We start from the raw sequence: 25,664 nt of genomic DNA, 5'->3' as shown, positions 1-25,664 counted from the left end.
CGGCCAGTTCCGGACAGAAAGGGTGGTCCAGTTGGACAGTCAGTCGGAGAGGCCGGGCCGGCGCATCCAGGCCGCCATCGTCGCCGGCATCCGCGAGGGCCGGCTGCCCCCGGGCGCGGCGCTGCCCTCCAGCCGCGCCCTGGCGGCGGAATGGGGCGTCTCCCGCACCACCGCCACCGCCGCCTACGAGCAGCTCGCCGCCGAGGGCTATGTGGAGAGCCGCCCCGGCGCCCGCCCGCGCGTCGCCGCCGGGCTGCTGCCGCCCGCGCCCGCCGCGCCGCCGCCCGCCGCGGCCCCGCCCGCCCTCTCCGGCTATGGCGCCCGGCTGGCGGCGCTGCCGCCGCTGCCGCCGCCGGGCTCGGACGCGCTGGCCGTCGATTTCCGCCATGGCGAGCTGGCGCCGGCCGACTTTCCCGCCCTGCCCTGGCGCCGCGCCCTGGCCGAGGCGCTGCGCCGCCCGCCGCGCCGCCTGCGCTACGGCGACCCGGCCGGCGACCCGGCGCTGCGCGCGGCGCTGGCCGGCTACCTCTGGCGCGCGCGCGGCCTGCGCTGCGCGCCGGAGCAGATCGTCGTGGTGGGCGGCTCGCAGCAGGGCATCGACCTCTGCGCCCGGCTGCTGCTCGACCCCGGCGACCGCGTCGCCATCGAGGACCCGGCCTACAGCCTGGCGCGGCACGCCTTCCTGGCCGCCGGCGCCGTGCCGGAGCCTCATCCGGTGGACCGCGAGGGGCTGCGCACCGCCGCGCTCGGCGCCGCCCGGCTGGCCTATGTGACCCCCTCCCACCAGTTCCCGCTCGGCGCCGTGCTGTCCGCGGCGCGGCGGCAGGCGCTGCTGGCCTGGGCGCGGCGCGAGGGCGCCTGGGTGCTGGAGGACGACTATGATGGCGAGTTCCGCTTCGGCGTCGCCCCCATCCCGCCCCTGCAGGCGATGGAGCAGGAGGGGGCGGAGCGCGTGCTCTACCTCGGCACCGTCTCCAAGACGCTCTCGCCCGCCCTGCGGCTGGGATACCTGGTGCTGCCGCGGGCGCTGGTGGCGCCCTTCGCCACCGCCAAGCGGCTGACCGACCGGCACGCCTCCGGGCTGGAGCAGGCGGCGCTGGCGCGGCTGATCGAGAGCGGCGCCTATGAGCGGCATGTGCGCCGCGCCCGGCGCCGCCACGCGGCACGGCGCGCCGCGCTGCTGGCTGCGCTGCGCGCCGCCCTCGGCCCCCGCGCCACCGTGGCGGGAGAGGAGGCCGGGCTGCATGTGGTGCTGTGGCTGGAGGAGCTGCCCGCGGCGCTGGAGCCGACGCTGGTGGCGCGGGCCGGCGCCGCCGGGCTTGGCCTCTACCCGGTCGGCGCCCTCTACCACCCGGGCGGTGCGCGGCCGGACAAGGCGGGGCTGGTGATCGGCTACGCCGCGCTGGGCGAGGCCGAGATCGCCGAGGGGGTGCGCCGGCTGCGCGCGGTGCTGGAGGCGATGCGCCGCTGAGGCCCCTGCCCTCAGGCCCCCGCTCTCAGGCCGTCGCTCTCAGGCCTTCGCTCTCAGGCCGTCGCGCGCAGCGCCGCCAGCAGCCGCGCCGCGCCTTCCTCCGGGGTGGTGTCGTTCGCCACCTCCACCACGTCGAGCCCCTCGGGCAGCGGCGCGGCGCGGCTGAGGCGCAGCGCGATCTCGGCCGCGCCCTCCCGCCCGCGCCCGGCCAGCCGCGCCGCCAGCACGGCGGGCGGCGCCGTCACCAGCAGCACGCGCAGGCGGTAGCGCGCGGCGGCCTCGGCCAGCACGGTGCGGGAGAGGTTGGCCACCACCACCCGCCCCTGCGCCAGGTCGCGCTCGACGATGCGGGGGATGCCGTAGTGCAGCCCGTGCGCCTGCCAGTGCAGCGCGAAGGCGCCGCTGGCCCGCGCCGCCCCGAACTCGGCCTCGCTCATCGGCCGGTGGTCCTCGGCGCCCGGGTGGTCCTGCGCCTCGGCCGGGCGGGTGATGACCCGCCGCGCGAAGACGAAGCGCGGATCGGCCGCCAGCGCCGCCCGCGCGGCGCCGAGCAGCGTGTCCTTCCCCGCGCCCGAGGCGCCCACCACCGTCACCAGACTGCCCGCCATGCCGCTGCCCTGCCTCCCCCGGTTGACCCGACGCTTTTCGGCGCGCAATCAGCAAGGCGCAAGCACCCCCGCCCGGAGGCCATGAAATGTTCACGACCCGCCCCGAGATCGCCGCCACCTTCGGGGCGGTCGGCAGCACCCACTGGATCGCCAGCCAGGTGGCCATGGCGGTGCTGGAGCGCGGCGGCAACGCCTTCGACGCCGCCGCCGCCGCCGGCTTCACCCTCCAGGTGGCCGAGCCGCACCTGAACGGCCCGCTGGGCGACTGCCCCATCATCATCCATGACGCCAGGGCCGACACGCAGCACGTCATCTGCGGCCAGGGCCCGGCGCCCGCCGGCCTCAGCGTGGCGCATGTGAAGGAGGGGCTGGGGCTCGACCTGATCCCCGGCACCGGCCTGCTGCCCGCCATGGTGCCCGGCGCCTTCGACGCCTGGGCCACCATGCTGCGCGACTGGGGCACCTGGACCCTGGCCGACGTTCTGGAATTCGCCATCGGCTATGCCGAGCGCGGCATCCACTACGTGCCGCGCATCGCCGCCACGGTGGAGAGCGTGCGGCCGCTCTTCGAGCAGGAATGGCCGACCTCCGCCGCGCTGTGGCTGCGCGATGGCGGCCCGCGCGCCGGCAAGCTGTGGCGCAACCCGGAGCTGGCCGCCACCTATGCCCGCGTGCTGCGCGAGGCCGCCGCCGCCGGGCCGGACCGCGTGGCGCAGATCGATGCCGCGCGCCGCGCCTGGTACGAGGGCTTCGTCGCCGAGGCGATCGACCGTTTCTGCCGCGGCACCGAGGCGCTGGACGCCTCCGGCCGCCGCCACCGCGGCGTGCTGACGGGCGACGACATGGCGCGCTGGCGCGCCCCCGTCGAGGCGCCGCTGGCCTATGACTACCGCGGCACCACCCTGCTGAAATGCGGCCCCTGGAGCCAGGGCCCGGCCATGCTGCAGACCATGGCGATCCTCGCCGGCTTCGACCTCGCCGCCATGGACCCGGTGGGCGCAGAGTTCGCGCACCATGTGGCGGAGGCGATGAAGCTCGCCTTCGCAGACCGCGAGGCCTTCTACGGCGACCCGGATTTCACCGACGTGCCGATGGAGACGCTGCTCTCCGAGGCCTACACCGCCGGGCGCCGCGCGCTGCTGACGCCGGACGCGCAGATGGAGCTGCGCCCCGGCAGCATCCCCGGCCATGCGGGCTGGGTGGACCATGCGGCCGAATCGCGCGCCGCCCTGCTGGGCGCCGCTGCCGGCGCGGGGGAGCCCACCGTCTCCCGCCTCGGCGTCTCGGGCGCCGACACCTGCCATGTCGATGTCATCGACAAGTGGGGCAACATGGTCTCGGCCACGCCCTCGGGCGGCTGGCTGCAATCCTCGCCGGCCATTCCGGGGCTCGGCTTCTGCCTTGGCACGCGCGGTCAGATGTTCTGGCTGGACGAGAGCCTGCCGAACGGGCTGAAGCCCGGCAAGCGGCCGCGCACCACCCTCTCCCCCGGCATGGCGCTGCGCGACGGCCGCCCCTGGATGGCCTTCGGCACGCCGGGCGGCGAGCAGCAGGACCAGTGGCAGCCCATCATGCTGGCGCGGATGCTGAACCACGGGCTGAACATCCAGCAGGCGATCGACGCGCCGGCCTTCCACACGGAGCACTGGCCCTCCAGCTTCTGGCCGCGCGTGGCGCGCCCGGGCAAGGTGGTGCTGGAAGGCCGCTACGCCCCCGAGGTGCTGCAGGACCTGCTGGCGCGCGGCCACCGCGCCGAGCTGGGCGGCGACTGGTCGGAAGGCCGCCTCTCCGCCGTCCGGCAGGAGCCGGACGGGCAGATCTTCGCGGGCGCCAACCCGCGCGGCATGCAGGGCTACGCGGTCGGGCGCTGAGGCTGGGGCGGCATCCTGTCACGGCGGTGGCGCCACGCGCCGCGCAGGAAGCCGAAGCCCCAGGCCAGGTGCATGGTCATCACCGCCAGCCCCACGGGCAGCAGCGAGGGGTCGCGCGCCTTCGCCGCCTGCGCCGCACCCCAGCCCAGGCAGAGCAGCGCATAGGCCAGCGGGATGAACAGGAAGGGCGGCCAGAACGGCGCCAGCAGCACGGCGCCGGCGCAGCCCAGCAGCGCCGCAACCGGCGCCATCTGGCGCGGGCGGGGGCGCAGCCCGTGCTTCATCAGGGTGCGGGCGCGCCCCGCCCCGTGCTTCATGTACTGCCGCGCCAGAGAGGGCAGGTCCTTGCGCGGGTAGTAGGTGACGGGCGCCTCCCGGCACATCCACACCTTGCCGCCCGCGAGGTGGGCGCGGTGGTCCAGCTCGGCGTCCTCGTTGTGGGTGAAGGCCTCGTCATAGCCGCCGATGGAGCGGAAGAAGTCGCGGTTGAAGGCGGCGTGGTGGCCATGGTCCACCCAGCCCGAGACGCCGCCCGCGCGGTGCGCCGAGCCGCCATTGCCGAGCTTGCTGTTCTGCGCCAGCGCGATGGCCCGCTGCATCCCGGCATGGCCTTCCGTCTTCATCGGCACCACCACGGAGGTGGCGCCGGCGGAGGGGCCGGTCCGCGCTTCCAGGCACTGGCACACGCGGGTGACGAAGCCCGGCGGATACCAGGCATGGGCATCGGCCCGCAGCAGGATGCGCGCCTCGGGGCTGGCCTCGCGCGCCGCCTGGTTCACCGCGGCGGATTGCAGCCGGGCCGGGTTGTGCAGCAGCCGCACCTCGGGGTGGCGGAGCTGGATGCCGGCCACGATTTCCCGCGTGCGATCGGTGCTGCCGCCATCGAGCACCAGGACCTCCAGCCGGTAGCCATCGCCCTGCGTCAGCAGCGAGGCCAGGCAGTCGGCGATGTAGTGCTCCTCGTTCAGCACGGGCACGGCGATGGCGACAAGCGGGAGGGCGGCGAGGGGACGATCGGAGGACATGAACCGCCTTGTCTGCTGCAACTGCCGGACTTACTGCGAAGGCTCCGGCGCAGCGTCAAATGCCGATTGCGTGTCCGATCCTCGATCCTCGGATGGGTTTTCCCCGCAGATTCTTGTTTTTGATCCGGCCTGTTACCGGAATGCGCGGAGGGCGTGGCCCAGGGAGGATTTTTCCCCCCTGGGCCCTTTCGGCTTCAGTCGGCCGGCGTGTCCATCTGCGCCAGCCAGACCTCCACCTGGTCGAGTGCAGCCTCGTCCGGTGCCGTGATGACAAGCCTGGGCGGCTGCCCCTTGGCCACGGTGATGGTGACATCCCGGCCCTTGTAGCTCTGCGCCAGGCTGGGGTCGGCGCGCAGGGCGACAGGGCAGTCGACGGTGCGGGTGAGCATGGCGTGCCTCCAGTTCCGTGAGCAGGAGGCAACCGGGCCGGCCCCGCCGGGTTGCGCCGCTCAGCCGCGCGCCAGCACCGCCCGCACGGCGTCGAGGTCGATCGCCTCGCCCTTGCGTTTCCGCCGGCTCAGCGGGTCGCGGCTCTCCACCGTGGTGGCCATGGTGAGGGAGTTCAGCACCGCCTCCTCCACCGCCTCGATGGCGGCCACGAAGAGGGGGGACATGCGCTCGTTCGGCCAGTCCTCGTAGCGCGGCTGGGGCCGCCGCACGCCGGGATGGGTGGAGAAGGCGATGGCGTAGTCGCCCGAGCCGTCCGAAAAGGCGGCGCCGGTGCGGGCCAGCCCGGCCATGGCGCGCAGCGCGAGGCGCCCCAGGTTGCGGTCCGAAAGCGGCGCGTCGGTGGCGATCGCCACCATCACCGAGCCGTCCGCGTCCCCCCGGTCGGCGTGCTCGCGCAGGTAGAAGCGGCCCAGCGCCTCGCCGACGCGGTGGCCGTCCATCAGCAGCGCGCCGCCATAGTTGCTCTGCACCAGCGCGCCGAGGGTGAAGCCGCCCAGCGCCGCCGGCAGCACCCGCGAGGCCGTGCCGATGCCGCCCTTCCAGCCGAAGGCCATGGTGCCCGTGCCGGCGCCGACGCTGCCTTCCGCCACCGGGCCGGGCGCCGCCTGCTCCAGCGCCGCCCGCACGTCCGCGGCCTCCAGGCCACGTGCGCGGATGTCGTTCAGCCGCCCGTCATTGGTCTCGCCCACCACGGCGTTGACCGAGAGCACCGCCTCGTTGCCGGGCTGCGCCAGCGTCCAGTCCACCACCGCCTCGACGGCACGGCCGACCGACAGGGTGTTGACCAGCACCAGCGGCGATTCCAGCTCGCCCAGCTCCTGCAATTGGGTGGCACCGGCCAGCTTGCCGAAGCCGTTGATCGTGGCCAGCCCCGCCGGCACACGCTCGCGGAACAGGTTGCCGCCATGCGGGCGGATGGCGGTGACGCCGGTGCGGGTGAAGTCGCCTTCGATCCGCGTCACCTGCCCCACCAGCACGCCCGCCACGTCGGTGATGGCGTTCAGCGCCCCGGGCGGGAAGACGCCAGGGCGCAGGCCGAGGTCGCGGGCGCGGCGGCGCGCCGCGCCCGTCTCCCCCTCGCTCATCCGGCCAGCGCGGCCTTGATGGCGGCCAGCGCCTCGGCGGCCTTGTCGGCCTCCGGGCCGCCGGCCTGGGCCATGTCCGGCCGGCCGCCACCGCCCTTGCCGCCCACCGCGGCGCTGCCGGCGCGCACCAGCGCCACGGCATCGGCGCGGCCCTTGGCGCCCTCGGCCACGCCGACGACGATGCTGGCCTTGCCCTCGGCGGTGGAGAGCAGCGCCACCACGTCGGTGACGCCGGACTTCAGGATCGCCTCGGCCAGCCCCTTCAGGTCGCGCGGCGGCACCTCGCCGAGGTCGCGGCCGGAGAAGCGCAGCCCGCCCACCTCCTCGATGGCGGCATCCGAGCCGCCGGTGGCGAGCTTCTTGCGCAGCTCGGCCACGTCGCGCTCCAGCTTGCGCCGCTCCTCGACCAGGGCGGCGATGCGCGCCGGCAGTTCGGCGGGGGCGATCTTCAGCGCGGCGGCGGCCTCGCGCAGCATGCGCTGCTCCGCCTCGATCAGCGCCAGGGCGGCGGCGCCGGTCACCGCCTCCACCCGCCGCACGCCCGCCGAGACGGCGCTCTCCCCCACGATCTTGAACAGGCCGATATCGCCGGTGCGCTTCACATGCGTGCCGCCGCACAGCTCCAGCGAATAGACGCCGTGCTTCTCCGTGGCCGCCGGGTCATGCCCCATGCCGACCACGCGCACCTCGTCGCCATACTTCTCGCCGAACAGCGCCATGGCGCCGGCCTCGACGGCGGCCTCCGGCGTCATCAGGCGCGTCACCACCTCGGCGTTCTCGCGGATGCGGGCATTCACCTCGGCCTCGACCCAGGCGAGGTCATCGGCCTGCATCGGCGTCGGCTGGGAGACGTCGAAGCGCAGCCGGTCCGGCGCGTTCAGCGAGCCCTTCTGCGCCACATGGGTGCCGAGCCGGCGGCGCAGCGCCTCGTGCAGCAGGTGGGTGGCCGAGTGGTGGGCGCGGATGGCGCCGCGGCGGGTGTGGTCCAGCTCCGCCACCACCGCCTTGCCCGGCGCCGCCTCGCCCGCCTCGACCGTGCCGAAATGCACGAACAGGGCGAGCTTCTTCTGCGTGTCCCGCACCGTAATGCGCAGCCCGTCTGCCGCGGTGATGGTGCCGCTGTCGCCCACCTGGCCGCCGCTCTCGGCGTAGAAGGGGGTCTGGTTCAGCAGCACGGCCACCTCGGTGCCCGGCCCCGCCTTCTCCGCCACCGCGCCATTGGCCACCACGGCGAGGATCTCGCCCTCGGCGCTCTCGGTCGAGTAGCCGAGGAACTCGGTGGCGCCGAGGCGGTCCTTCAGGTCGAACCACAGCGTCTCGGTGGCGGCCTCGCCGGAGCCGGCCCAGGCGGCGCGGGCGCGCTTCTTCTGCTCGGCCATGGCGGCCTCGAAGCCGGCCACGTCAACCGCCTTGCCCTCGCCGCGCAGCGCGTCCTGCGTCAGGTCGAGCGGGAAGCCGTAGGTGTCGTACAGCTTGAAGGCGACGTCGCCGGGCAGCGTGCCCTTGTCGCCGAGCTTGCCGCTCTCCTCCGCCAGCAGGCCGAGGCCGCGCTCCAGCAGGCTGCGGAAGCGGTTCTCCTCCAGCTTCAGCGTCTCGGAGATCAGGCTCTCGGCGCGCACCAGCTCGGGATAGGCGGCGCCCATCTGGCGGACCAGGGTGGGCAGCAGACGGTAGAGCAGCGGCTCCTTGGCGCCCATCATGTGGGCGTGGCGCATGGCGCGGCGCAGGATGCGGCGCAGCACGTAGCCGCGCCCCTCGTTGGAGGGCATCACCCCATCGGCGATCAGGAAGGCGCCGGAGCGGAGATGGTCCGCCACCACGCGGTGGCTCACCTTGAACGGCCCATCCGCCGGCTGCCCCGTCGCCTCGGCCGAGGCCAGGATCAGGGCGCGGAAGGTGTCGATGTCGTAGTTGTCGTGCTTGCCCTGGAGGATGGCGGCGAAGCGCTCCAGCCCCATGCCGGTGTCGATCGAGGGGCGCGGCAGCGGGTTGCGGGTGCCCGCCGGCTCCTCGAGATACTGCATGAACACGAGGTTCCAGATCTCGATGAACCGGTCCCCATCCTCGTCCGGGCTGCCGGGCGGGCCGCCGGGGATGCCCTCGCCATGGTCGTAGAAGATCTCGGAGCACGGGCCGCAGGGGCCGGTGTCGCCCATCCGCCAGAAATTGTCGGAGGTCGGGATGCGGATGATCCGCTCATCCGGCAGGCCGGCGATCTTGCGCCACAGCGCGGCCGCATCCTCGTCCTCCGAGAACACCGTGACCAGCAGCTTCTCCTTCGGCAGGGAGAAATCCTTCGTCAGGAGCGTCCAGGCGTGGGTGATCGCCTGCTCCTTGAAGTAGTCGCCGAAGGAGAAATTGCCCAGCATCTCGAAGAAGGTATGGTGCCGGGCGGTGTAGCCCACATTGTCCAGGTCGTTGTGCTTGCCGCCGGCGCGCACCGACTTCTGAGCGGTGGTGGCGCGGGAATAGGGCCGCTTCTCCTGCCCGGTGAAGACGTTCTTGAACTGCACCATGCCGCTGTTGGTGAACATCAGCGTCGGGTCGTTGCGCGGCACCAGCGGCGAGGATTCCACCACCGTGTGGCCATTGCGGGCGAAATAATCGAGGAAGGTGGCCCGGATGTCGTTGCTGCTGGTCATATTCCGCTCTGTCGCCTTCGCTCTGGCCATGGGCGTGAGATTCCGTGGCCGCTGACGTAGCGCGGCGCGGCGAGGGTGAAAAGCGCCGACATGCCCTGGCCGGGGCAGCCAGCGCCCTGCCCCTGGCGTTATAAGGCCCTCATGCCGCCACGCCGCCCCCCGAGCCCCGCCGCCACCCCCGCCCCCGCCCCTACCGAGGATCTGTTCGGCGCCCCGCCCGCCCCGCCCGGCCCCGAGGCGGCGGAGGCGCAGGCCGCCGACACCGCCCGCCCGCTCGCCGACCGGCTCCGCCCGCGCCGGCTGGAGGAGGTGGTGGGCCAGGAGCACCTGCTCGGCCCGCAGGGCAGCATCAGCCGCATGCTGGAGCGCAGCGCGCTGGCCTCGCTGATTCTGTGGGGGCCGCCCGGCGTCGGCAAGACCACCATCGCCCGCCTGCTGGCCGAGGCCGCCGGTCTGCGCTTCGCCGCCCTCTCGGCGGTGTTCTCGGGCGTCGCCGACCTCAAGCGCGCCTTCGACGAGGCCCGCGCCCGCCGCACCTCCGGGCAAGGCACGCTCCTGTTCGTCGACGAGATCCACCGCTTCAACCGCGCCCAGCAGGACGGTTTCCTGCCCGTGGTGGAGGACGGCACCGTCACCCTGGTGGGGGCAACGACCGAAAATCCCTCCTTCGCGCTGAACGGCGCCATCCTCTCCCGCTGCCAGGTGATGGTGCTGAAGCGGCTGGACGACGCGGCGCTGGAGCGCCTGCTCGCCCGCGCCGAGGAACTCTCGGAGCGCCCCCTGCCGCTGGACGAGGCGGCGCGCGGCGTGCTGCGCGCCATGGCCGATGGCGATGGCCGCTACATCCTCAACATGGCCGAGCAGCTCCTGGCCCTGCCCGCCGGCACCGCACCGCTCGACCCCGCCGGCCTCTCCGCCCTGCTGGCCAGGCGCGCCGCGCTCTACGACAAGGACCGCGAGGAGCACTACAACCTCATCTCGGCGCTGCACAAATCGCTGCGCGGCTCGGACGCCGATGCGGCGCTCTACTGGTTCTCCCGCATGCTGGAGGGCGGCGAGGACCCGCGCTACATCGCCCGCCGCCTGACGCGCTTCGCCGCCGAGGATGTGGGCATGGCCGACCCCACCGCCCTGCCCGCCGCCATCGCCGCCTGGGAGACCTATGAGCGCCTCGGCAGCCCGGAGGGGGAGCTGGCGCTGGCGCAGCTCGTGGTGCATCTCGGCACCGCGCCGAAGTCGAACGCCGTCTATGTCGCCTACAAGGAGGCGCGCCGCGCCGCCAAGGAGACCGGCAGCCTGATGCCCCCCGCCCATATCCTGAACGCGCCGACCAAGCTGATGAAGAGCCTCGGCTACGGCGCCGGCTACGCCTACGACCATGACGAGGCGGAAGGCTTCAGCGGCCAGAACTACTTCCCCGACGGGATGGCGCGCCAGCCCTTCTACCGCCCCGCCGGGCGCGGCGCCGAGGCGCGCATCCTGCAACGGCTGGAGCACTGGGCCGGCCTGCGCGAGGAGCGCGCCCGCGCCGAGGCTACCCCGCCCCGCCGCCCCCGTGGCGGTAGCCAGCCATGAGCGGCGCCTTCTCCCCCGCCCTGCTCGGGCTGGTGGCGGCGGGGGGCGCGGCGGGCTCGGTGCTGCGCTACGCGGTGGGAATCTGGTGCGCGGGCTGGTTCGGCACCCACCTGCCCTGGGGCACGCTGGCGGTGAACGTCATCGGCAGCGCCGTCATCGGCCTGCTCGGCGGCGCCATGCTGGGCGGCCTGGCCTTCCCGCAGGAGGCGCGGCTGCTGGCCGTCACCGGGCTGCTCGGCGGCTTCACCACCTTCTCCGCCTTCTCGCTGGACACGGGCACGCTGTTCCTGCGCAGCCCGTCGCTTGCCGCGCTCTATCTCGGCCTGACGCTGGCGGGCGGGCTCGGCGCCTTCGCCGCCGCCTTCGCCCTGGGCCGCCTGCTCGGCCGCGCCCTGGGCTGAGGCTGCCCCGCCGCGCCGCATCCCCCACGGGGCGCGGCACGGCGGGGCGCGCGTCACGGCGTCACGGTGAGCGGCGGCGTCTGCTGGTGCTGCACCACGCGCCACTCGTCATGCGCCAGGCGCCGGTACACGGAGGTGCAATGCGCCTCGTAGGGCGCCTTGCCCTCGCCCCGCGCCGCCGCCTTGTAGGCGATGACGATCAGCCCCTCCTGCGGGCGCGAGACCTGCTTCTCGGAGATCTCCACCGTGCTCCAGCGCGGCGTGTCCGCCACCGCCGCCACCGCCTCGGCCCCGCCCATCACGAAGGGGGGGTGCGGCAGCACCATCAGGCACTCATCGTCGATCAGCGCGCGGTAGTGCTCCGCATCGCCCGTCCAGAGGCTCTCCTCGAAGGCCCACACCCGTCCGTCGTCCATGAATCCTGTTCTCCCGTTGCGGTCGGGTGGAGAACGCCGGGCGCGGCGGATCGTTCAGCCGCGATGCGCGTCCGCGCCGCCCGGCACGCGGTCAACAATGCCTGACAACAAGGCCCGACGGGGCCTCAGCCTTCCTCCACCCCGGCGGCGACGGCCTCCGCCACCGCCACGCGCCGCCGCAGCAGGCCGAATTCCAGCGCCGCGTCGGCCGCCGCCTGCAGCTCCTCCAGCAGCGCGGCGTCGAGCGGCACGGCGCGGGTGCGCTGGCTGGCGAAGGCCTGCCGCACCGCAGGCTCCGGCAGGCGGGTCAGGCGGGCATTGGCGGCGGCATAGGCCTCCAGCCGGCCGGCGGCCCAGTCCCAGCCGCGCCGCTGGCGGCGGGCCAGGTCGGCCAGCAGCGGCCGGCGCTGGCGCAGCGCATTTTCATGCGCGGCGAGGAAGCTGACGGTGGGGGTCAGCCCGGTGCCGTCCTCCAGCACGCGGGCGCCGAACAGGGTGCGCTCGATCGCCACATAGGGCTCCCAGATCGCCCAGGCATCGACGGCGCCGGAGCGGAAGGCCAGCGCGGCGTCGGCCGGGCCGAGCCAGACCAGCTCCACCGCCTCCGGCGCCAGGCCGGCGCGCTTCAGCGCCGCGCGCAGCAGGAAATGGCCCCAGCCGCCGCGGTTGCCGGCGAGCTTCTTCCCCCGCAGGTCGGCGAGGCTCCTGGCCCGGGAATGCTCCGGCACCAGGATGGCCTGGGAGCGCGGCTCGGCGCGCGTGGCGGCGAAGGCGCGCAGCGGCGCCCCGGCGGCGAAGACGCTGAGGAAGGCGAGGTCGCCCATGGTGCCGGCGTCGAGCGCATCGGCGGAGAGCGCCTCCAGCAGCGGCGCGGCGGCGGGGAACTCGCTCCAGGCGATGTCGTAGGGCGGCGCCTCGCCCTGCGCGGAGGCTTCCAGCAGCGAGCGCAGCCCGCCCTTCTGGTTGCCCACGCGCAGGGTGGGGCGGCCGCCCTGGGCACGGGCCAGGGCGGGCATGGCGAGCAGGCCGGCGGCGGCGAGGCCGAGGCGGCGGCGGGTGGTGCGGAGGGTCTCGGTCATGGCGGCGAGCATGGCCGCCGCCAGAGCGTGCGGAAAAGAGCGAAGTTTGGCAAATTTCGCAGCGAAAAGAGAAGGTTATGCCATGCGGCCAAGGCCGGGCAGTGACTTTCTTCTCCCCGCCCCCGCCACCTTGATAAGAATATATTCCTTTACTCCGCCCGGTTCCTCGCCCTAGGCTGCGGCATCATCGGCTCCGGCCTGTCCAGCACCGTCACCACCCGGCCCGGCCACAGCACCAGCGCCCCGTCATGCACCTGCACCCGGAAATGGCTCGGGCAGCCCAGCGCCTCCATCACGGCGCGCGGCAGGGTCAGCTGGTTCTTGCTCGTCAGCTTGGCCAGCCGGGGCGGGTTGCTCGGGGTTTTCATGCGGGGCCTCCGGTAAGGCAGTAAGATGGTAAGGAAGTAAGGAATATATTCCTTCCACGCAAGCGGAATCGCCCCCGTTTTCGCTCGACGCGGCGCGTCGCCGGAGCTACCTCCCCGCGCATGACCATCCAGCATCGCACCGTCCATCCGGCCGACGAGGAATCCCGCCTCGACCGCTGGTTCCGCCGCCACTTCCCCCAGGTGACGCAGGGCGCGCTGCAGAAGATGCTGCGCACCGGGCAGATCCGCGTCGACGGCAAGCGCGCCGAGGCCAACACGCGGCTGATGCGCGGCCAGGAGATCCGCATCCCGCCCCTGCCCGAGGGACCGGCGCCAGAGCCCGAGCGCCGCGACCGCGAGGTGAGCGATGAGGATGCGCGCGCGCTGGAGAAGCTGGTCCTCTACCGCGACGACAGCGTCATCGCCCTGAACAAGCCGCACGGCCTGCCGGTGCAGGGCGGCCCGAACATCAAGAAGCACCTGGACGGGATGCTGGACGCGCTGCGCTTCGGCCATGAGGAGCGGCCGCGCCTCGTCCACCGGCTGGACCGCGACACCTCGGGCGTGATCCTGCTGGCGCGGGACGCGCTGGCGGCGCGCCGGCTGGCCAGCGCCTTCCGCGGGCGGGATGCCAAGAAGACCTACTGGGCGCTGGTGGTCGGGCAGCCGCAATACGAGGCGGGGCGGATCGACATGAAGCTGGGGCGCGTCGGCACCGGCCAGGGCGAGCGCACCGCCCCCGTGGAGGGCCGCGAGGGCCTCTTCGCCGTCACCGAGTACAGCACGGTCGATGTGGCGCGCCGCCACGCCACCTGGCTGGAGATGCGGCCGCTGACCGGCCGCACCCACCAGCTGCGCGTGCACTGCGCCTCGGCGCTCGAATGCCCGATCCTGGGCGATGGCAAGTATGGCGGGCAGGCGGCGCATCTCGAGGGGATGTCCCACGCGCTGCACCTGCACGCCCGCGCGCTGCAGGTGCCGCACCCGGAGGGCGGCACGCTGGAGGTAAGCGCGCCGCCGCCGCCGCACATGGTGGAGAGCTTCCGCACCCTCGGCTTCGAGGTGCCGCGCACGCCGCAGCCGCGCCGGGTGGGCTGAGGCCATGGCCCCGCCCCGCCGCCGCCGCCGCACCCTGCTGGCCGGCGCCGCCGTGCTCGTGGCCGTGCCGGTGCTGGCCTGGGGCGGGCTGAACCTGGTGCTGCGCGATTCCGTGCTGCGCCCGCGCGTCATCGCCGCCGTGGAGCAGGCGACGGGGCGTGCGCTGACCCTCTCGGGCCCGGTCGGCATCAAGCTCTCCCTGGTGCCGACGGTGACGCTGGAGGGCGTGGCCCTGGCCAACGCCCCCGGCGGCAGCCGCGCCGAGATGCTGACGGCCAGCCGCGTGGAGGCGCGGCTCGCGCTGCTGCCGCTGCTCTCGCGCCGCATCGCCTTCGAGCGGCTGACGCTGATCGAGCCGGACCTGCTGCTGGAGGTGGATGCGGAGGGCCAGGGCAACTGGCGCCTCTCCCCCGCCCCCTCGCCCGCCACGGGCCGGCCGGAAGCGGCACCCGGCGGCGCGGCCGAGGGGCGGCTGGCGCTCTCCATCGCCGCGGTGGATATCGAGGGCGGGCGCCTCACCTGGCACGATGCCCGCACCGGGCGGCGGGAGGTGCTGGACATCCGCAGCCTCGCCCTGCGCGCCGAGACCCCGGCGGCGCCGATCGACTTCCAGGGCGCGCTTGGCCTGCGCGGCGTGGCCGTGGCGCTGGAGGGGCATGCCGGGCCGCTGGCGCGGCTGCTCGGCACCAGCGCCGAGCCCGCCGCCTGGCCGCTGCATGTGGCGCTGGCGGCACCGGGGCTGCAGCTGGTGGCCGATGGCAGCGCGACGCGCCCCGAGGCCGCCGCCGGCTGGCAGCTGGCCCTGAAGGCCACGGCCGAGAGCACCGCGCGCCTTGCGCCCTTTCTGCCGCGCGCCGGCCTGCCCCCGCTGCGCGGGCTGGAGCTGGACGCCGAGCTGGCCGATGCCGGCGCCGGCCGCCCGCCGCGCCTGGACCGGCTGGTGGCGCATACCGAGGGCGGCGATCTCGGCGCCTGGGTGCCGGGGCTGGCGCTGGGCGCCGCCACGCTGCGGATGCCCGGCCCGGAGCAGCCGGGGCAGCTCAACGCCGACCTCTCCCTGCGCGGCCTGCCGGTGCAGGCCGAGGGGCAGCTCCCCGCCCCGGCCGCGCTGCTCGGCGACGGGCCCTGGCCGCTGCGCCTGACCCTGCGCGGCGCCGGCGCCACCGCCGAGGCGCAGGCCGAGTTGCCGGGGCCACGGCTGGAGGGCGCCAATGTGGCGCTGAGCCTCGCCGCACCGGACACGGCGCCGCTGCTCTCGGCCCTGGGGCTGCCCGGACCCCGCCTGACCGAGGCACGGCTGGAAGGCCGCCTGCTGCTGCCAGCCGGCGGCGCGGCGCTGGAAGGGCTGCGCCTGCGCGCCCGCGAGGCGACGCTGGAAGGCGAGGCCCGGCTGGCCCTCGGCGGACCGCGCCCGGCCCTGACCGCGCGGCTGAACGCATCACGGGTGGACCTGGATGCGCTGCTGGCCCCCCTGCCCGCCACGCCCGCCGCCGCGCCTTCCGCCGCCCCGGCGCCAGGCGCTGCCCCCGCCGCGCCGGCCGTGCCGCCGCGCCCGCCCGCACCCGCCGCCACCGCCGAAGGGCCGCGCCGGGTGATCCCCGCCCTGCCGCTGCCGAATCTGGCGCCGCGCGGGCTGGACGGCGACATCCAGCTCGCCGTGGCGGAGCTGCTGGCGCAGGGAATTACCTATCGCGACCTGCGTGGCACGGCGAAGCTGGCCGATGGCCGGCTGACGGTGGCGCCGCTGGCGGTGACGCTGCCCGGCGGCCGCCTCAGTGGCCGCCTCGGCGCCGAGGGCACCGGCCCCGCGCAGCGCCTGACCCTGGCGCTGCGGCATGAGGGCGCCGGGCTGGACCTGCGGCCGCTGCTCCAGGCCTATGGCCTGCCCGGCCAGGCCAGCGGCAGGCTGGAGCTGGAGGCGGACCTCTCCGGCACGGGCGCCGACCTGCGGGCGCTGGCGGGCAGCCTGGGCGGGCATCTCGGCCTCGCCCTGGCCAATGGGCAGATCGACAACCGCCTGCTGGACCGGCTGGGCGGCGATCTGCGCCGCATGCTGGTGCCCAACGCGCCCACCGAAGGCGGCACGCCGCTGCGCTGCCTCGCCCTGCGGCTGAACCTGCGCGAGGGCGTGGCGCGACCCCAGGCGATGCTGCTCGAGACGGGGCTGGCCGATGTGGTGGGCAGCGGCCGCATCGACCTCGGCCAGGAGACGCTGGCGCTGCGCCTGCTGCCGCAGGTGCGGCTGGGCGGGCTGGGGCTGACGGCACCGGTGCTGGTGGGCGGAACGCTGGCCGCGCCGAGCTACCGGCTGGACCCGGCCGGCGTGGCCGAGGCCACCGCCGGCATCGTGGGCGATCTGGTAGCGCGGCAGATGGAGAACCAGGACTCCGTCCTCGGCCAGCTGGCCCAGCAGCTCGCCGGACGCGGCAATGCCCTGCCCGACTGCGCCCAGCAACTGGCCGTGGCACGCGGCGGGCGCAGCGGCCCCGTGCCGGCGCCACGCCCTGCCTCCCAGGGGCAGGAACGCCCCGCCAGCCCGGTGGACCTGCTGCGCGGCCTGCTCGGCCGCTGAGCGGGCCTGAGGCCCGGGCACGAAAAAGGCGCGGGGGCGTTCTCCGCTCCCCGCGCCGTTCCTGTTTCGCCTTGCTGCCTTACTCGGCCGCGGCGGCATCGTCCGGGTCGGGCCCGGCCACCATCAGGCTGTTGGCGACGATGCCGGACTGGGCACGGATGCGCTGCTCGACGCTGTCCGCCATGGCGGGGTTGTCGCGCAGGTACTGCTTGGCGTTCTCCCGCCCCTGGCCGATGCGCTGGCTGTCGCAGCTGAACCAGGCGCCTGACTTCTCGACGACACCGGCCTTCACGCCGAGGTCGAGCAGCTCGCCCACCTTCGAGATGCCCTCGCCATACATGATGTCGAACTCGACCTGCCGGAACGGCGGGGCCATCTTGTTCTTCACCACCTTGACGCGGGTCTGGTTGCCGACGACCTCGTCACGGTCCTTGATCTGGCCGATGCGGCGGATGTCGAGACGGCAGGAGGCATAGAACTTCAGCGCGTTGCCGCCCGTCGTCGTCTCCGGGTTGCCGAACATGACGCCGATCTTGAGCCGGATCTGGTTCAGGAAGATCAGCAGCGTGTTGGAGCGCGAGACGGAGCCGGTCAGCTTGCGCAGCGCCTGGCTCATCAGCCGGGCATGCAGGCCGACATGGCTGTCGCCCATCTCGCCTTCCAGCTCGGCGCGCGGCACGAGGGCGGCGACGCTGTCGACCACCAGCACGTCGACGGCGCCGGAGCGCACCAGCGTGTCAGCGATCTCGAGCGCCTGCTCGCCGGCGTCGGGCTGGCTGATCAGCAGGTTGTCCACGTCCACGCCCAGCTTGCGGGCATAGCCGGGGTCGAGCGCGTGCTCGGCGTCGAGGAAGGCGCAGGTGCCGCCCTGCTTCTGCGCCTGGGCGATGGCATGCAGCGCCAGCGTGGTCTTGCCCGAGCTTTCCGGCCCGTAGATCTCGACGATGCGGCCCTTCGGCAGGCCACCGATCCCGAGCGCCAGGTCGAGGCCCAGCGAGCCCGTGGAGATCACCTCGACCTCGTCGGATTGCTGCTTCGCGCCCATGCGCATGATCGAGCCCTTACCGAAGGCCCGTTCAATCTGGCTGAGCGCGGCGTCGAGCGCCTTGTTCTTATCCATTCTGGAACCTCTTAGCCCTTCGGCTCTGTTCGTCTCGCAACCGGGCACGGCGAGGAGCCGGTCCGTATGACTGGAATAACATGTGAGCGGGGCAAAGGTCGCGTCCCCATGCCGCCCTGGTGTTCGCTATATGTTCATGATTGCGGCGTTCCGCAAGAGGCTCCCGCAACATCCGCCAGATCAGCCACAGCCGCCGTCAGCTCGGCGGCGGTGTAGGGCTTGGCGAGGAAGCGCAGGCCCTGGTCGGACAGCCCTTCTTCTACCACGGACGGTGCATATCCGCTCACCAGAAGCACGGGCAGGCGGGGATTGCGGGCCCGCAATGCCCGCGCCAGGGCGGGGCCGTCCATGGCGCCAGGCATCATCACGTCGCTGACCAGCAGGGCGGGCGGCGATTCGGCCGCCAGGGCCAGTGCCGCCTCGGCATCCTCCGCCGCCAGCACCGGCCAGCCGGCGCGGCGCAGGGTGCGCTCGGCCAGCCGGCGCAACGGCACCTCGTCCTCGACCAGCAGCAGCGGCCCGCCGCCGGCCGGGGCGGCCATGGGAGCCTCGGCCGGGTCGGGCTCGGCTTGGGCGGGCTCGGCTTGGGCGCGATCGGTGGGCAGGCTGGCGGCGGGCGGCGATGGCGGCCCGGCAGCCGGCGCCTCGGTGCGCGGCAGCAGGATGCGGATTCGGGTGCCCTGCCCCGGCCGGCTTTCCACCGCGATATAGCCGCCCGATTGCCGCACGATGCCATGCACCGTGGCCAGCCCCATGCCGGTGCCGCCCTGCTGCGGCCGGCTGGTGAAGAACGGCTCGAAGATACGCGGCAGGATCTCGGGCGGGATGCCGTGGCCGGTGTCGCGCACCTCCAGCACCGTCCAGCGCCCGGCCGGAATCGGCTCGGGCATGGCCGGCTCCGGCTGGAGCAGCAGCGCGCGGCTGGTCGCCAGGGTCAGGCGCCCGCCCTCCGGCATGGCCTGACGGGCGTTCATCGCCAGGTTCATCAGCACGCGGTCGAGCTGGGAGGGATCGATCCGCACCAGGCGCCCGGGCGAATCCAGGACCAGCTCCAGCGCGATGGCCCGGCCGAGCAGCGGGCGCAGCATCCGCGCCATCTCGGAGACGGCGGTGTTCAGCGGCACCAGCCGCGGCTCCAGCACCTGCTGCCGCGCATAGGCCAGCAATTGCCGCACCAGCCCCGCACCCCGCTGCGCCGCCTGCCGCACCTGCTCCAGCTCCGCGGCGAGAGCCGGATCGGGGTTCTCGCCCAGATGCCGCCTCGCCTCCTCCGCAGCGCCCAGCACCACGCTCAGCAGGTTGTTGAAGTCGTGCGCGATGCCACCGGCCAGCCCGCCCAGGGCCTGCAGCCGGTCGGACTCGGCGAGCTGGGCGGCCAGGGCCTTGCGGGGGGCGGCATCCGTCAGCAGCAGCACCGCCTCCCCCTGCGGCAGGGCGATGCGGCGCGGCAGCACGATCAGGCCCGGCTGCCCCAGGGGCGCGGCCAGGCGAAGCTCCGGCGGCTCCGGGCCGCCCGCCAGCCATTGCTGCAAGGCAGCGCGCGATTCGGGCGCGAAGATCAGTGTGATGGGCGTACCCGTCCGCAGAGGCAGGCTGGGTCCCAGGGCCGCGCGCAGGGCCGCGTTGCCTCCGCGAAGCCTGGCGGCGCCGTCGAGCCAGAGGGCGGGCTCGGGCAGGCCGGCCAGGAGAGACTGGAAGGCCGCCGGGCTGCGCCGCAGAGAGGCACGCCAGCGGGGCCAGAGATCGCGCAGGGGCATGGCCATGCGGTCATAGCATCACGATTTGGTGACGTCAGTCTTTCTTGGCCGGCCGATCTGCCCGAGGGTTTCGCTGAGCACGGCGCGGGCATTGGCCAGCACGGTACGGTTGCGGGTGTCGGTGCCGGCCGGCAGGGGAAGGCCCGCCAACGGCCCGGCCAGGGCAGTCCTGGTGGTGCGGATGGCGGCGGGGGTGGTGGCTGAAACGTCGCCGGAAAGGCGCATGGCCACGGCCAGCAGCCGTTCCGATGGCGCCATCAGGCTGGCCACGCAGCTATCGAGCGCCTCGTTGATTTCCATCGTGCCTCCGGTTCCGCAGCGGGAGGACAGCAGGATGGAAGGCGCTGGTAAGGATTCGGTTAGGACGGTGCCGCTGCAGGTTTCGGTAACGAAGGCCCGTCTAGCCTGCCGCCATGTCCGTCACCGCCCTGCCTGCCCTGCTGGCCGCCCTCGATTCCCTGGAGACGACGCTGAAGCTGGCCGAGGCGCTGGCCACGGGCGGCCGCTCCATCGATCTGGAGGGGCTGGATGCCGAGGTCACCGCCCTCTGCGCCGCCGCCCTCTCCCTGCCCGCCGCAGAGCAGGCCGAGGCCGGGTGGGCGCTGCGCCGGCTGCACGGGCGGGTGGAGCGGTTGCAGCGCCTGGTTTGAAGCGGCGCGCGGCCGGGCAAGGGAAGGATTGTGTCCTTCCCTTGCGCCGCCGCATCAGCCCTGCGGCAGATGCTTGCTGATGTAGGGCGGCAGGTTGAAGGCGCCGGTGTGGATCTCGGGCGTCCAGTACTGCGTCTGGCCCAGGATGCCGGCGGCCTCGGCGCGGGCGCGGATGGTGGCGGTGTCCACCTGGCGCAGCGTGGCGTCCTTCGCCGCCCAGCCCAGCGTCATGAAGCCGCCGACATAGGTCGGCACGGCGGCGACATAGGCCCAGATGTCGGCGAACACCTTGCCGCGGCGCAGGCTGGTCTCGGCCAGCTCCTCCGCCTGCATGGCGGGCACGCCGCACTGGTTGACGATGAGGCCGCGGTCGGAGAGCAGGCGCGCCGCGTTGGCGTAGAACTCGTCGGTGAACAGCACCTCGCCGACGCCGATCGGGTCGGTGGAATCGACGATCACCACGTCGAAGCTGCCGGCCTCGGCCTTGCGGACGTAGTCGATGCCGTCACCCACGATCACCTCGGCGCGCGGATCGTTCCAGGCGTCGCCGGCGATGTCGGGCATGTGCTCCTTGCAGAGCCGGATCACCTCACCGTCGATCTCGACCATCACGGCGCGCTCGACATTACGGTGCTGCAGCACGCGCTTCAGCACGCCGCCATCGCCGGCGCCGATGATCAGCACGCGCTTGGCGTCGCCATGCGCCAGCAGCGGCACATGCGTCAGCATCTCCTGATAGACGAACTCGTCCTTCTCGGTGATCTGCACCACGCCGTCGAGCAGCATGACGCGCCCGTGGCTGTAGCTCTCGAACAGCATGATGTCCTGGAAGTCGCTCTGCACGCGGGCCAGTTCGCGCTTCACCAGGAAGCGCTGGCCCCACTCGGCGTAGAGCGTCTCGTTCACCCAAGAATCGGTCGGCATGGAGGAAATCCTCGGTCAGGAAACACAAGAAGGGGGCGGGATCCTGAGACCCCGCCCCCGCCTCGTCACGTGAAAGGCTGATGTCAGCCGATCAGGCCGCGCTTGTGCTCGGCGAGCTGCACGCGCTCCGGCCCGAAGCCCTTCTTCAGGATCGGCACCGCCTTGTACGGATTGCAGATCCCGCAGACGAAGATGTCGAGCGCCGCGTAGGCACGCTCCGGCCAGGTGTGGATCGAGATGTGGCTCTCGGCCAGCACCAGCACGCCGGACACACCGTCGGGCGCGAAGTGATGGAAGTGACCGTGCAGGATGGTCGCGCCGGTTTCGATGGCGGCCTCGCGCAGAACGGAATCGATATGCGCGGGGTCGTCGAGATTCGTGGCGCCCCACAGATCGACGATCAGATGCGTGCCGGCAAAACGCACACCATCACGCTCGACGAAGTGGTCCTTCGCCTCGCCGTGAGTATCAACAGACTGGGCTTCGCTCGGGCTGCAATCCGAAACCATCCCCAGCGGAGAAACGAGAGCGTCCATGGTTTGAGGGCTCCTTCCCACCAGAAGATGACCAGGGTGATCGTGGATCGATCAGGTCAACGAGGCGGCATATGGGGCATGGGGGGTCCTCCCCGCAACAGAAATCGGGACTTTGAGGCCGAAAAAAACGCGGGTCGTTCCCGCGTTCAGCGCGTATCTCGCCGCGCCGCCCCCCTCCCGCTCCGCAAATGCCCCCCGTGGACAGGGTCAGGGCTCGGAAAATCTTCTGTCACAATCCGCCCGGCGTCGAAAACCGCATCTTGGCCCTTGCCCGGCCTGGAAAGCCTGCTATACCGCCGCCCTGCGCTGGATGGGTGGCCGAGCGGTCGAAGGCGCACGCCTGGAAAGTGTGTATACCTCAAAAGGGTATCGTGGGTTCGAATCCCACCCCATCCGCCACGGCCGTCCTGGCCGAACCAGCCTCCGGGCCTTCCGAAATTCCGCTGACGGCAACAGGCAAGAAGAAGCCCCGCCGCGCTTGCGCGGGCGGGGCCGGTGTTTCGCCGCGCGGCGCGGGCCGGTTCAGGCGGCGCGCGTCTTCAGCCGGCCGGCGAAGCTCTTGCGGAACTTGGCCACCTTCGGCGCCACCACCATCCGGCAGTAGCCACTCCACGGGTTGCGGGCGAAATAGTCCTGGTGCTCCGGCTCGGCCGGCCAGAAGGTGCCGGCGGGCTCCAGCTCCGTCACCAGCGGCGCCGGCCACAGCGCCGCGGCCTCGATCTCCGCCATCACCTGCCGCGCCGTCGCGGCCTGTGCCTCGGAGGTGGTGAGGATGATGCTGCGGTATTGCGGGCCGACATCGGCGCCCTGCCGGTCCTTCGTCGTCGGGTCGTGCAGGGTGAAGAAGATGCGCAGGATGTCGGCGTAGGAGATGGCGGCGGGGTCGAACACCACCTTCACCACCTCGGCATGGCCGGTGCGCTTGCCGCAGACCTGCTCGTAGGTCGGGTTCTCGGCATGGCCGCCGGCATAGCCGGAGACCACCTCGGTCACGCCGGCCAGGTCGCGGTAGGCGGCGTCGATGCACCAGAAGCAGCCGCCACCCAGGATGGCGGTCTCCTGCGGGGCATTCTCAGGCATGGGGTTCTCCTTGCTTGGGATGTCGAGCACGGAGATGGGGTCGCGGAGCGCTCCGCGCATCCCCGGCCGCTTGCGCGCCGCACGGGGCGGGGCCACCGTCGCGGCCATGGAATCGCACACCCCCTTCCCCGCCCAGGACCCGGCCCAGGCCGGGTTCGACCCCGCCGCCCTGGCCGAGGCCGTGGCCTTCGCCCAGGCGCATGAGAGCCCCTTCCCGCGCGACATCCTGGCGCATCTGGAATCCGGCTATTTCGAGCCGGCGCCGGACAACGAGGTGCTGGGCAACACCGCGCCGCGCGGCGCGCCGAACGGGCTGGTCCTGCGCCATGGCAGGCTCGTCGCGCATTGGGGCGACACGCGGCAGGTGGACATGACCTTCAGCGTGGCCAAGAGCTACCTGGCGCTGCTGGCCGGCCTGGCGCTCGGCGACGGGCTGATCGACAGCCTCGATTCCCGCGTCTCCGCCAGCGTGGACGACCCGGCCTTCGCCGGGCCGCACAACGGCGCCATCACCTGGCGGATGCTGCTGGACCAGACCAGCGAGTGGGAAGGCACCCTGTTCGGCAAGGCCGACCGCATCGACCGCGGGCGCGACCTGAAGCGCGAGGGCAGCGGCCCCAAGGGCCATGAGCGCCCGCTGAAGACCCCCGGCACCTACTGGGAATACAACGACGTCCGGGTGAACGCCCTCTCCCTCGCCCTGCTCCACCGCTTCCGCCGCCCGCTGCCGGAGGTCTTCGCCGAGCGCATCATGGCGCCGATCGGCGGCAGCACGGATGGGCGCTGGGAAGGCTACCGCACCAGCTTCGTCGAGATCGACGGCCGGCGCATCCAGTCCGTCTCGGGCGGCGGGCACTGGGGCGGCGGCGTCTTCACCCATGCCGAGGACCAGGCGCGCATCGGCCTGCTGATGCTGGGCGACGGCGTGTGGGAAGGCCGCCGCGTGCTGCCCGAGGGCTGGGTGGCCGCCTGCACCACCCCCTGCCGGCTGAACGCCGATTACGGCCTGCTCTGGTGGCTGAACGGCCAGGGCCGCTACCCGGGCGCCAGCCGCGCCAGCTTCTTCGCCCAGGGCGCGGGCGGCAACTACATCTGGATCGACCCCGAGAACGGCCTCGTCGCCACCTTCCGCTGGCTCGACCCGGCGGCGCTGCCGGAGATGACGGCCCGCGTCACCGCCGCGCTGCGCGCCGGCTGAGGCAACCACCGCCATCAGGAAAGGGGGAGCGGCGCCGCTCGCCGCTTGCCCCGCCCTTCCCGCGCGCCCAGGCTCGCCAGCCGACAGCCGAGGGAGAGACCGCATGACCACCTTCGCCTTCCCCCGCCGTGCCGCCCTGCAACTGGGCGCCGGGCTCGCCACCGCCGGCATGCTGGGCCGCCCGGCCCTGGCGCAGTCGGCGGCGCGCACGCTGCGCTTCGTGCCGCACACCAACCTCCAGACCCCCGACGCGCTGCAATCCAGCACCCTCATCTCGCTGAACGCCGCGCACGCCATCTGGGACCAGCTCTACGGGCTGGACAGCAAGCTGCAGCCGCGCCCGCAGATGGCGCAGGGCCACGAGCTTTCCGAGGACCGCCTGCGCTGGCGGTTCCGCCTGCGCGCGGGCCTGCGCTTCCACGACGGCGAGCCGGTGCGCGCCGCCGACTGCGTCGCCTCGATCAACCGCTGGTCGCAGCGCGACCTGTTCGGCAAGCGCCTCGCCGCGCAGCTGGAGGAGATGCGCGCCACCAGCGACACGGAATTCGAGATCCGGCTGAAGCAGCCCTACAACCAGCTGCTCTACGGCCTCGGCGCCACCGCCTGCTACATCATGCCCGAGCGCGTGGCGCAGACGCCGGCCACCACCACCGTCGCCGACTTCACCGGCAGCGGCCCCTTCGTCTTCCGCCGCGAGGAATGGGTCTCCGGCGCCTCCGTCGTCTTCACCCGCAACGAGGCCTATGTGCCGCGCGACGAGCGGCCGGACATGTGGGCCGGCGGCAAGGTGGCGAAGCTCGACCGGATCGAGTGGCGCATCATGCCCGATCCGTCCACCGCCATCTCCGCCCTGCAGACGGGCGAGGTGGACTGGCTGGAGCGCCCCCTGGCCGACCTGCTGCCCCTGCTGCGCGGCCGGCGGGGGCTGGAGGTGAAGACCATCGACCCGATCGGCGTCTGGGCCGAGCTGCGGCTGAACGACAGCGTGCCGCCCTTCGACAACCCGGCGATGCGCCGCGCCCTGTTCCCGGCGCTGCGGCAGGTGGACTACATGCAGTCCCTGGTGGGCGGCGATCCCTCCCTCTACCGCACCGGCGTCGGCGCCTTCCTGCCCGGCTCTCCCGCCGCCAGCGATGTGGGGCTGGAGGCCGTCACCGGCGAGCGCAGCATCGAGCGCGCGCGGCAGGCGGTGAAGGCGGCGGGCTACCAGGGCGAGACCATCATCCAGATGGCCGCCACCGACATCAGCTCCGCCGCCGCCATGTCGCCCGTGGCGCAGCAGATGCTGCGCGAGATCGGGCTGAACGTCGATTACCAGAGCGTCGACTGGGGCACGCTGATCAGCCGCGCCAATGCCGCCGGCGCCGCCGAGCGCGCCAACTGGCACTGCTACTGCACCGGCTGGGCGGGGCTGTGGGTCTCCAACCCCGGCAGCCACCTGCATCTCTACGGCACCCGTCCCAACCCGCGCCTGGAGGCGCTGCGCGACGCCTGGTTCGACGCGGCGGATGCCGCCGCGCAGCAGCGCATCACCCGCGAGATGCAGGCCATCGCCTTCGAGGAGCCGCCCTTCCTGCCGCTCGGCCAGTACTTCACGCCGCAGGCCTACAGCACCAGGCTCTCGGGCTTCGTGCCCAGCCCGATCGCGCTGTTCTGGAACCTCGAGAAAGCCGCCTGAGAGAGGAGAGCCGCCATTGCCGACGCCGCCACCCTCGACACCGCTCTGCCCGAGGCGCTG

Annotated in this window: 23 protein-coding genes and 1 tRNA gene; 10 read left to right on the top strand and 14 right to left on the bottom strand. The window is 73.3% G+C overall.

Translation table 11 applies throughout. The features are described from left to right. Positions 1 to 22: 22 nt before the first annotated feature. Entirely contained in the window at positions 23 to 1,471 is a 1,449-nt protein-coding gene (pdxR, locus tag CR165_RS19580) for a MocR-like pyridoxine biosynthesis transcription factor PdxR (RefSeq protein WP_245906597.1), read from the top strand. A 53-nt stretch (positions 1,472 to 1,524) separates the two neighbouring features. On the opposite strand, the gene phnN is transcribed toward pdxR, so the two are convergent. Next, positions 1,525 to 2,079 carry a phosphonate metabolism protein/1,5-bisphosphokinase (PRPP-forming) PhnN gene (gene phnN / locus CR165_RS19575; RefSeq protein WP_109518633.1) on the bottom strand — a complete coding sequence of 185 codons (555 nt, stop codon included), beginning with the start codon at positions 2,077 to 2,079 and terminating at the stop codon, positions 1,525 to 1,527. 86 nt (positions 2,080 to 2,165) lie between these two features. Here phnN and CR165_RS19570 point away from each other — a divergent pair, with 86 nt between their 5' ends. Then, on the top strand, positions 2,166 to 3,950 hold the full coding sequence (locus tag CR165_RS19570) for a gamma-glutamyltransferase family protein (RefSeq protein WP_109518632.1): 1,785 nt from the start codon (positions 2,166 to 2,168) through the stop codon (positions 3,948 to 3,950). Here CR165_RS19570 and CR165_RS19565 read toward each other — a convergent pair. From CR165_RS19565 to alaS, 4 genes are all read right to left on the bottom strand, one after another. Then, the gene (locus tag CR165_RS19565) at positions 3,932 to 4,975 is read right to left on the bottom strand and encodes a glycosyltransferase family 2 protein (RefSeq protein WP_109518631.1); all 1,044 of its coding nucleotides are present in this window, start codon (positions 4,973 to 4,975) and stop codon (positions 3,932 to 3,934) included. The two genes, CR165_RS19570 and CR165_RS19565, sit on opposite strands and share 19 nt — an antisense overlap. A gap of 194 nt (positions 4,976 to 5,169) precedes the next feature. Beyond that, positions 5,170 to 5,364, bottom strand: a complete 195-nt coding sequence (locus CR165_RS19560) for a hypothetical protein (protein WP_109518630.1) — start codon at positions 5,362 to 5,364, stop codon at positions 5,170 to 5,172. Positions 5,365 to 5,424: 60 nt separating this feature from the next. Then, a complete protein-coding gene (locus CR165_RS19555) occupies positions 5,425 to 6,510 on the bottom strand; it encodes a DmpA family aminopeptidase (protein ID WP_109518629.1) in 1,086 nt (361 codons plus the stop codon). Continuing rightward, a complete protein-coding gene (gene alaS, locus CR165_RS19550; protein ID WP_109518628.1) occupies positions 6,507 to 9,152 on the bottom strand; it encodes an alanine--tRNA ligase in 2,646 nt (881 codons plus the stop codon). Before alaS ends, CR165_RS19555 begins: the two co-directional genes overlap by 4 nt. 141 nt (positions 9,153 to 9,293) lie before the next feature. On the opposite strand from alaS, the gene CR165_RS19545 reads away from it, so the two are divergent. Both CR165_RS19545 and CR165_RS19540 read left to right on the top strand, forming a co-directional pair. Then, positions 9,294 to 10,727, top strand: coding sequence for a replication-associated recombination protein A (locus CR165_RS19545; RefSeq protein ID WP_109518627.1), 1,434 nt, complete (start codon positions 9,294 to 9,296; stop codon positions 10,725 to 10,727). Further along, positions 10,724 to 11,128 carry a fluoride efflux transporter FluC gene (locus CR165_RS19540; protein ID WP_109518626.1) on the top strand — a complete coding sequence of 135 codons (405 nt, stop codon included), beginning with the start codon at positions 10,724 to 10,726 and terminating at the stop codon, positions 11,126 to 11,128. The genes CR165_RS19545 and CR165_RS19540 overlap by 4 nt, the downstream gene beginning before the upstream one ends. Positions 11,129 to 11,181: 53 nt before the next feature. Here the strand turns inward: CR165_RS19540 and CR165_RS19535 are convergent, their stop codons facing one another. The 3 genes from CR165_RS19535 to CR165_RS19525 all read right to left on the bottom strand — a co-directional run bounded on the left by CR165_RS19535 (position 11,182) and on the right by CR165_RS19525 (position 12,991). Continuing rightward, positions 11,182 to 11,544, bottom strand: coding sequence for a DUF4440 domain-containing protein (locus tag CR165_RS19535; protein WP_109518625.1), 363 nt, complete (start codon positions 11,542 to 11,544; stop codon positions 11,182 to 11,184). A 125-nt stretch (positions 11,545 to 11,669) separates the two neighbouring features. Continuing rightward, a complete protein-coding gene (locus tag CR165_RS19530) occupies positions 11,670 to 12,623 on the bottom strand; it encodes an aliphatic sulfonate ABC transporter substrate-binding protein (protein WP_245906596.1) in 954 nt (317 codons plus the stop codon). A 149-nt stretch (positions 12,624 to 12,772) separates the two neighbouring features. Next, positions 12,773 to 12,991 carry a hypothetical protein gene (locus CR165_RS19525; RefSeq protein WP_109518623.1) on the bottom strand — a complete coding sequence of 73 codons (219 nt, stop codon included), beginning with the start codon at positions 12,989 to 12,991 and terminating at the stop codon, positions 12,773 to 12,775. A 120-nt stretch (positions 12,992 to 13,111) separates the two neighbouring features. Between CR165_RS19525 and CR165_RS19520 the strand changes: the two genes are divergently transcribed. Both CR165_RS19520 and CR165_RS19515 read left to right on the top strand, forming a co-directional pair. Beyond that, on the top strand, positions 13,112 to 14,089 hold the full coding sequence (locus CR165_RS19520) for an RluA family pseudouridine synthase (protein ID WP_109518622.1): 978 nt from the start codon (positions 13,112 to 13,114) through the stop codon (positions 14,087 to 14,089). Positions 14,090 to 14,093: 4 nt separating this feature from the next. After that, positions 14,094 to 16,661 carry an AsmA family protein gene (locus tag CR165_RS19515; protein WP_109518621.1) on the top strand — a complete coding sequence of 856 codons (2,568 nt, stop codon included), beginning with the start codon at positions 14,094 to 14,096 and terminating at the stop codon, positions 16,659 to 16,661. 79 nt (positions 16,662 to 16,740) lie between these two features. Here CR165_RS19515 and recA read toward each other — a convergent pair whose 3' ends face one another. From recA to CR165_RS19500, 3 genes are all read right to left on the bottom strand, one after another. Next, a complete protein-coding gene (gene recA / locus CR165_RS19510) occupies positions 16,741 to 17,781 on the bottom strand; it encodes a recombinase RecA (protein WP_109518620.1) in 1,041 nt (346 codons plus the stop codon). A gap of 134 nt (positions 17,782 to 17,915) precedes the next feature. Beyond that, the gene (locus CR165_RS19505) at positions 17,916 to 19,544 is read right to left on the bottom strand and encodes a hybrid sensor histidine kinase/response regulator (protein ID WP_109518619.1); all 1,629 of its coding nucleotides are present in this window, start codon (positions 19,542 to 19,544) and stop codon (positions 17,916 to 17,918) included. A gap of 12 nt (positions 19,545 to 19,556) precedes the next feature. Continuing rightward, entirely contained in the window at positions 19,557 to 19,838 is a 282-nt protein-coding gene (locus tag CR165_RS19500) for a hypothetical protein (protein ID WP_109518618.1), read from the bottom strand. A 113-nt stretch (positions 19,839 to 19,951) separates the two neighbouring features. On the opposite strand from CR165_RS19500, the gene CR165_RS19495 reads away from it, so the two are divergent. After that, positions 19,952 to 20,188, top strand: coding sequence for a hypothetical protein (locus CR165_RS19495; protein WP_109518617.1), 237 nt, complete (start codon positions 19,952 to 19,954; stop codon positions 20,186 to 20,188). A gap of 54 nt (positions 20,189 to 20,242) precedes the next feature. Here the strand turns inward: CR165_RS19495 and speE are convergent, their stop codons facing one another. Next, complete coding sequence (speE, locus tag CR165_RS19490) at positions 20,243 to 21,112, bottom strand: polyamine aminopropyltransferase (protein ID WP_109518616.1); 870 nt, start codon at positions 21,110 to 21,112, stop codon at positions 20,243 to 20,245. 83 nt (positions 21,113 to 21,195) lie between these two features. After that, entirely contained in the window at positions 21,196 to 21,648 is a 453-nt protein-coding gene (speD, locus tag CR165_RS19485) for an adenosylmethionine decarboxylase (RefSeq protein ID WP_109518615.1), read from the bottom strand. A 308-nt stretch (positions 21,649 to 21,956) separates the two neighbouring features. Here speD and CR165_RS19480 point away from each other — a divergent pair. After that, positions 21,957 to 22,047: transfer RNA gene (locus CR165_RS19480), tRNA-Ser, on the top strand. 123 nt (positions 22,048 to 22,170) lie between these two features. On the opposite strand, the gene msrA is transcribed toward CR165_RS19480, so the two are convergent. Beyond that, positions 22,171 to 22,728 carry a peptide-methionine (S)-S-oxide reductase MsrA gene (msrA, locus tag CR165_RS19475; RefSeq protein WP_109518655.1) on the bottom strand — a complete coding sequence of 186 codons (558 nt, stop codon included), beginning with the start codon at positions 22,726 to 22,728 and terminating at the stop codon, positions 22,171 to 22,173. Between the two features lie 106 nt (positions 22,729 to 22,834). Here msrA and CR165_RS19470 point away from each other — a divergent pair, with 106 nt between their 5' ends. Together CR165_RS19470 and CR165_RS19465 are read left to right on the top strand one after the other, a co-directional pair. After that, a complete protein-coding gene (locus tag CR165_RS19470) occupies positions 22,835 to 23,926 on the top strand; it encodes a serine hydrolase domain-containing protein (RefSeq protein ID WP_109518614.1) in 1,092 nt (363 codons plus the stop codon). A 103-nt stretch (positions 23,927 to 24,029) separates the two neighbouring features. After that, positions 24,030 to 25,604, top strand: coding sequence for an ABC transporter substrate-binding protein (locus CR165_RS19465; protein ID WP_109518613.1), 1,575 nt, complete (start codon positions 24,030 to 24,032; stop codon positions 25,602 to 25,604). Positions 25,605 to 25,664 lie beyond the last annotated feature (60 nt).

The organism is Teichococcus aestuarii (assembly GCF_003116135.1).
GTDB classification, from domain to species: Bacteria; Pseudomonadota; Alphaproteobacteria; order Acetobacterales; family Acetobacteraceae; genus Pseudoroseomonas; species Pseudoroseomonas aestuarii.
This window is presented reverse-complemented; position numbering and strand designations above follow the sequence as displayed.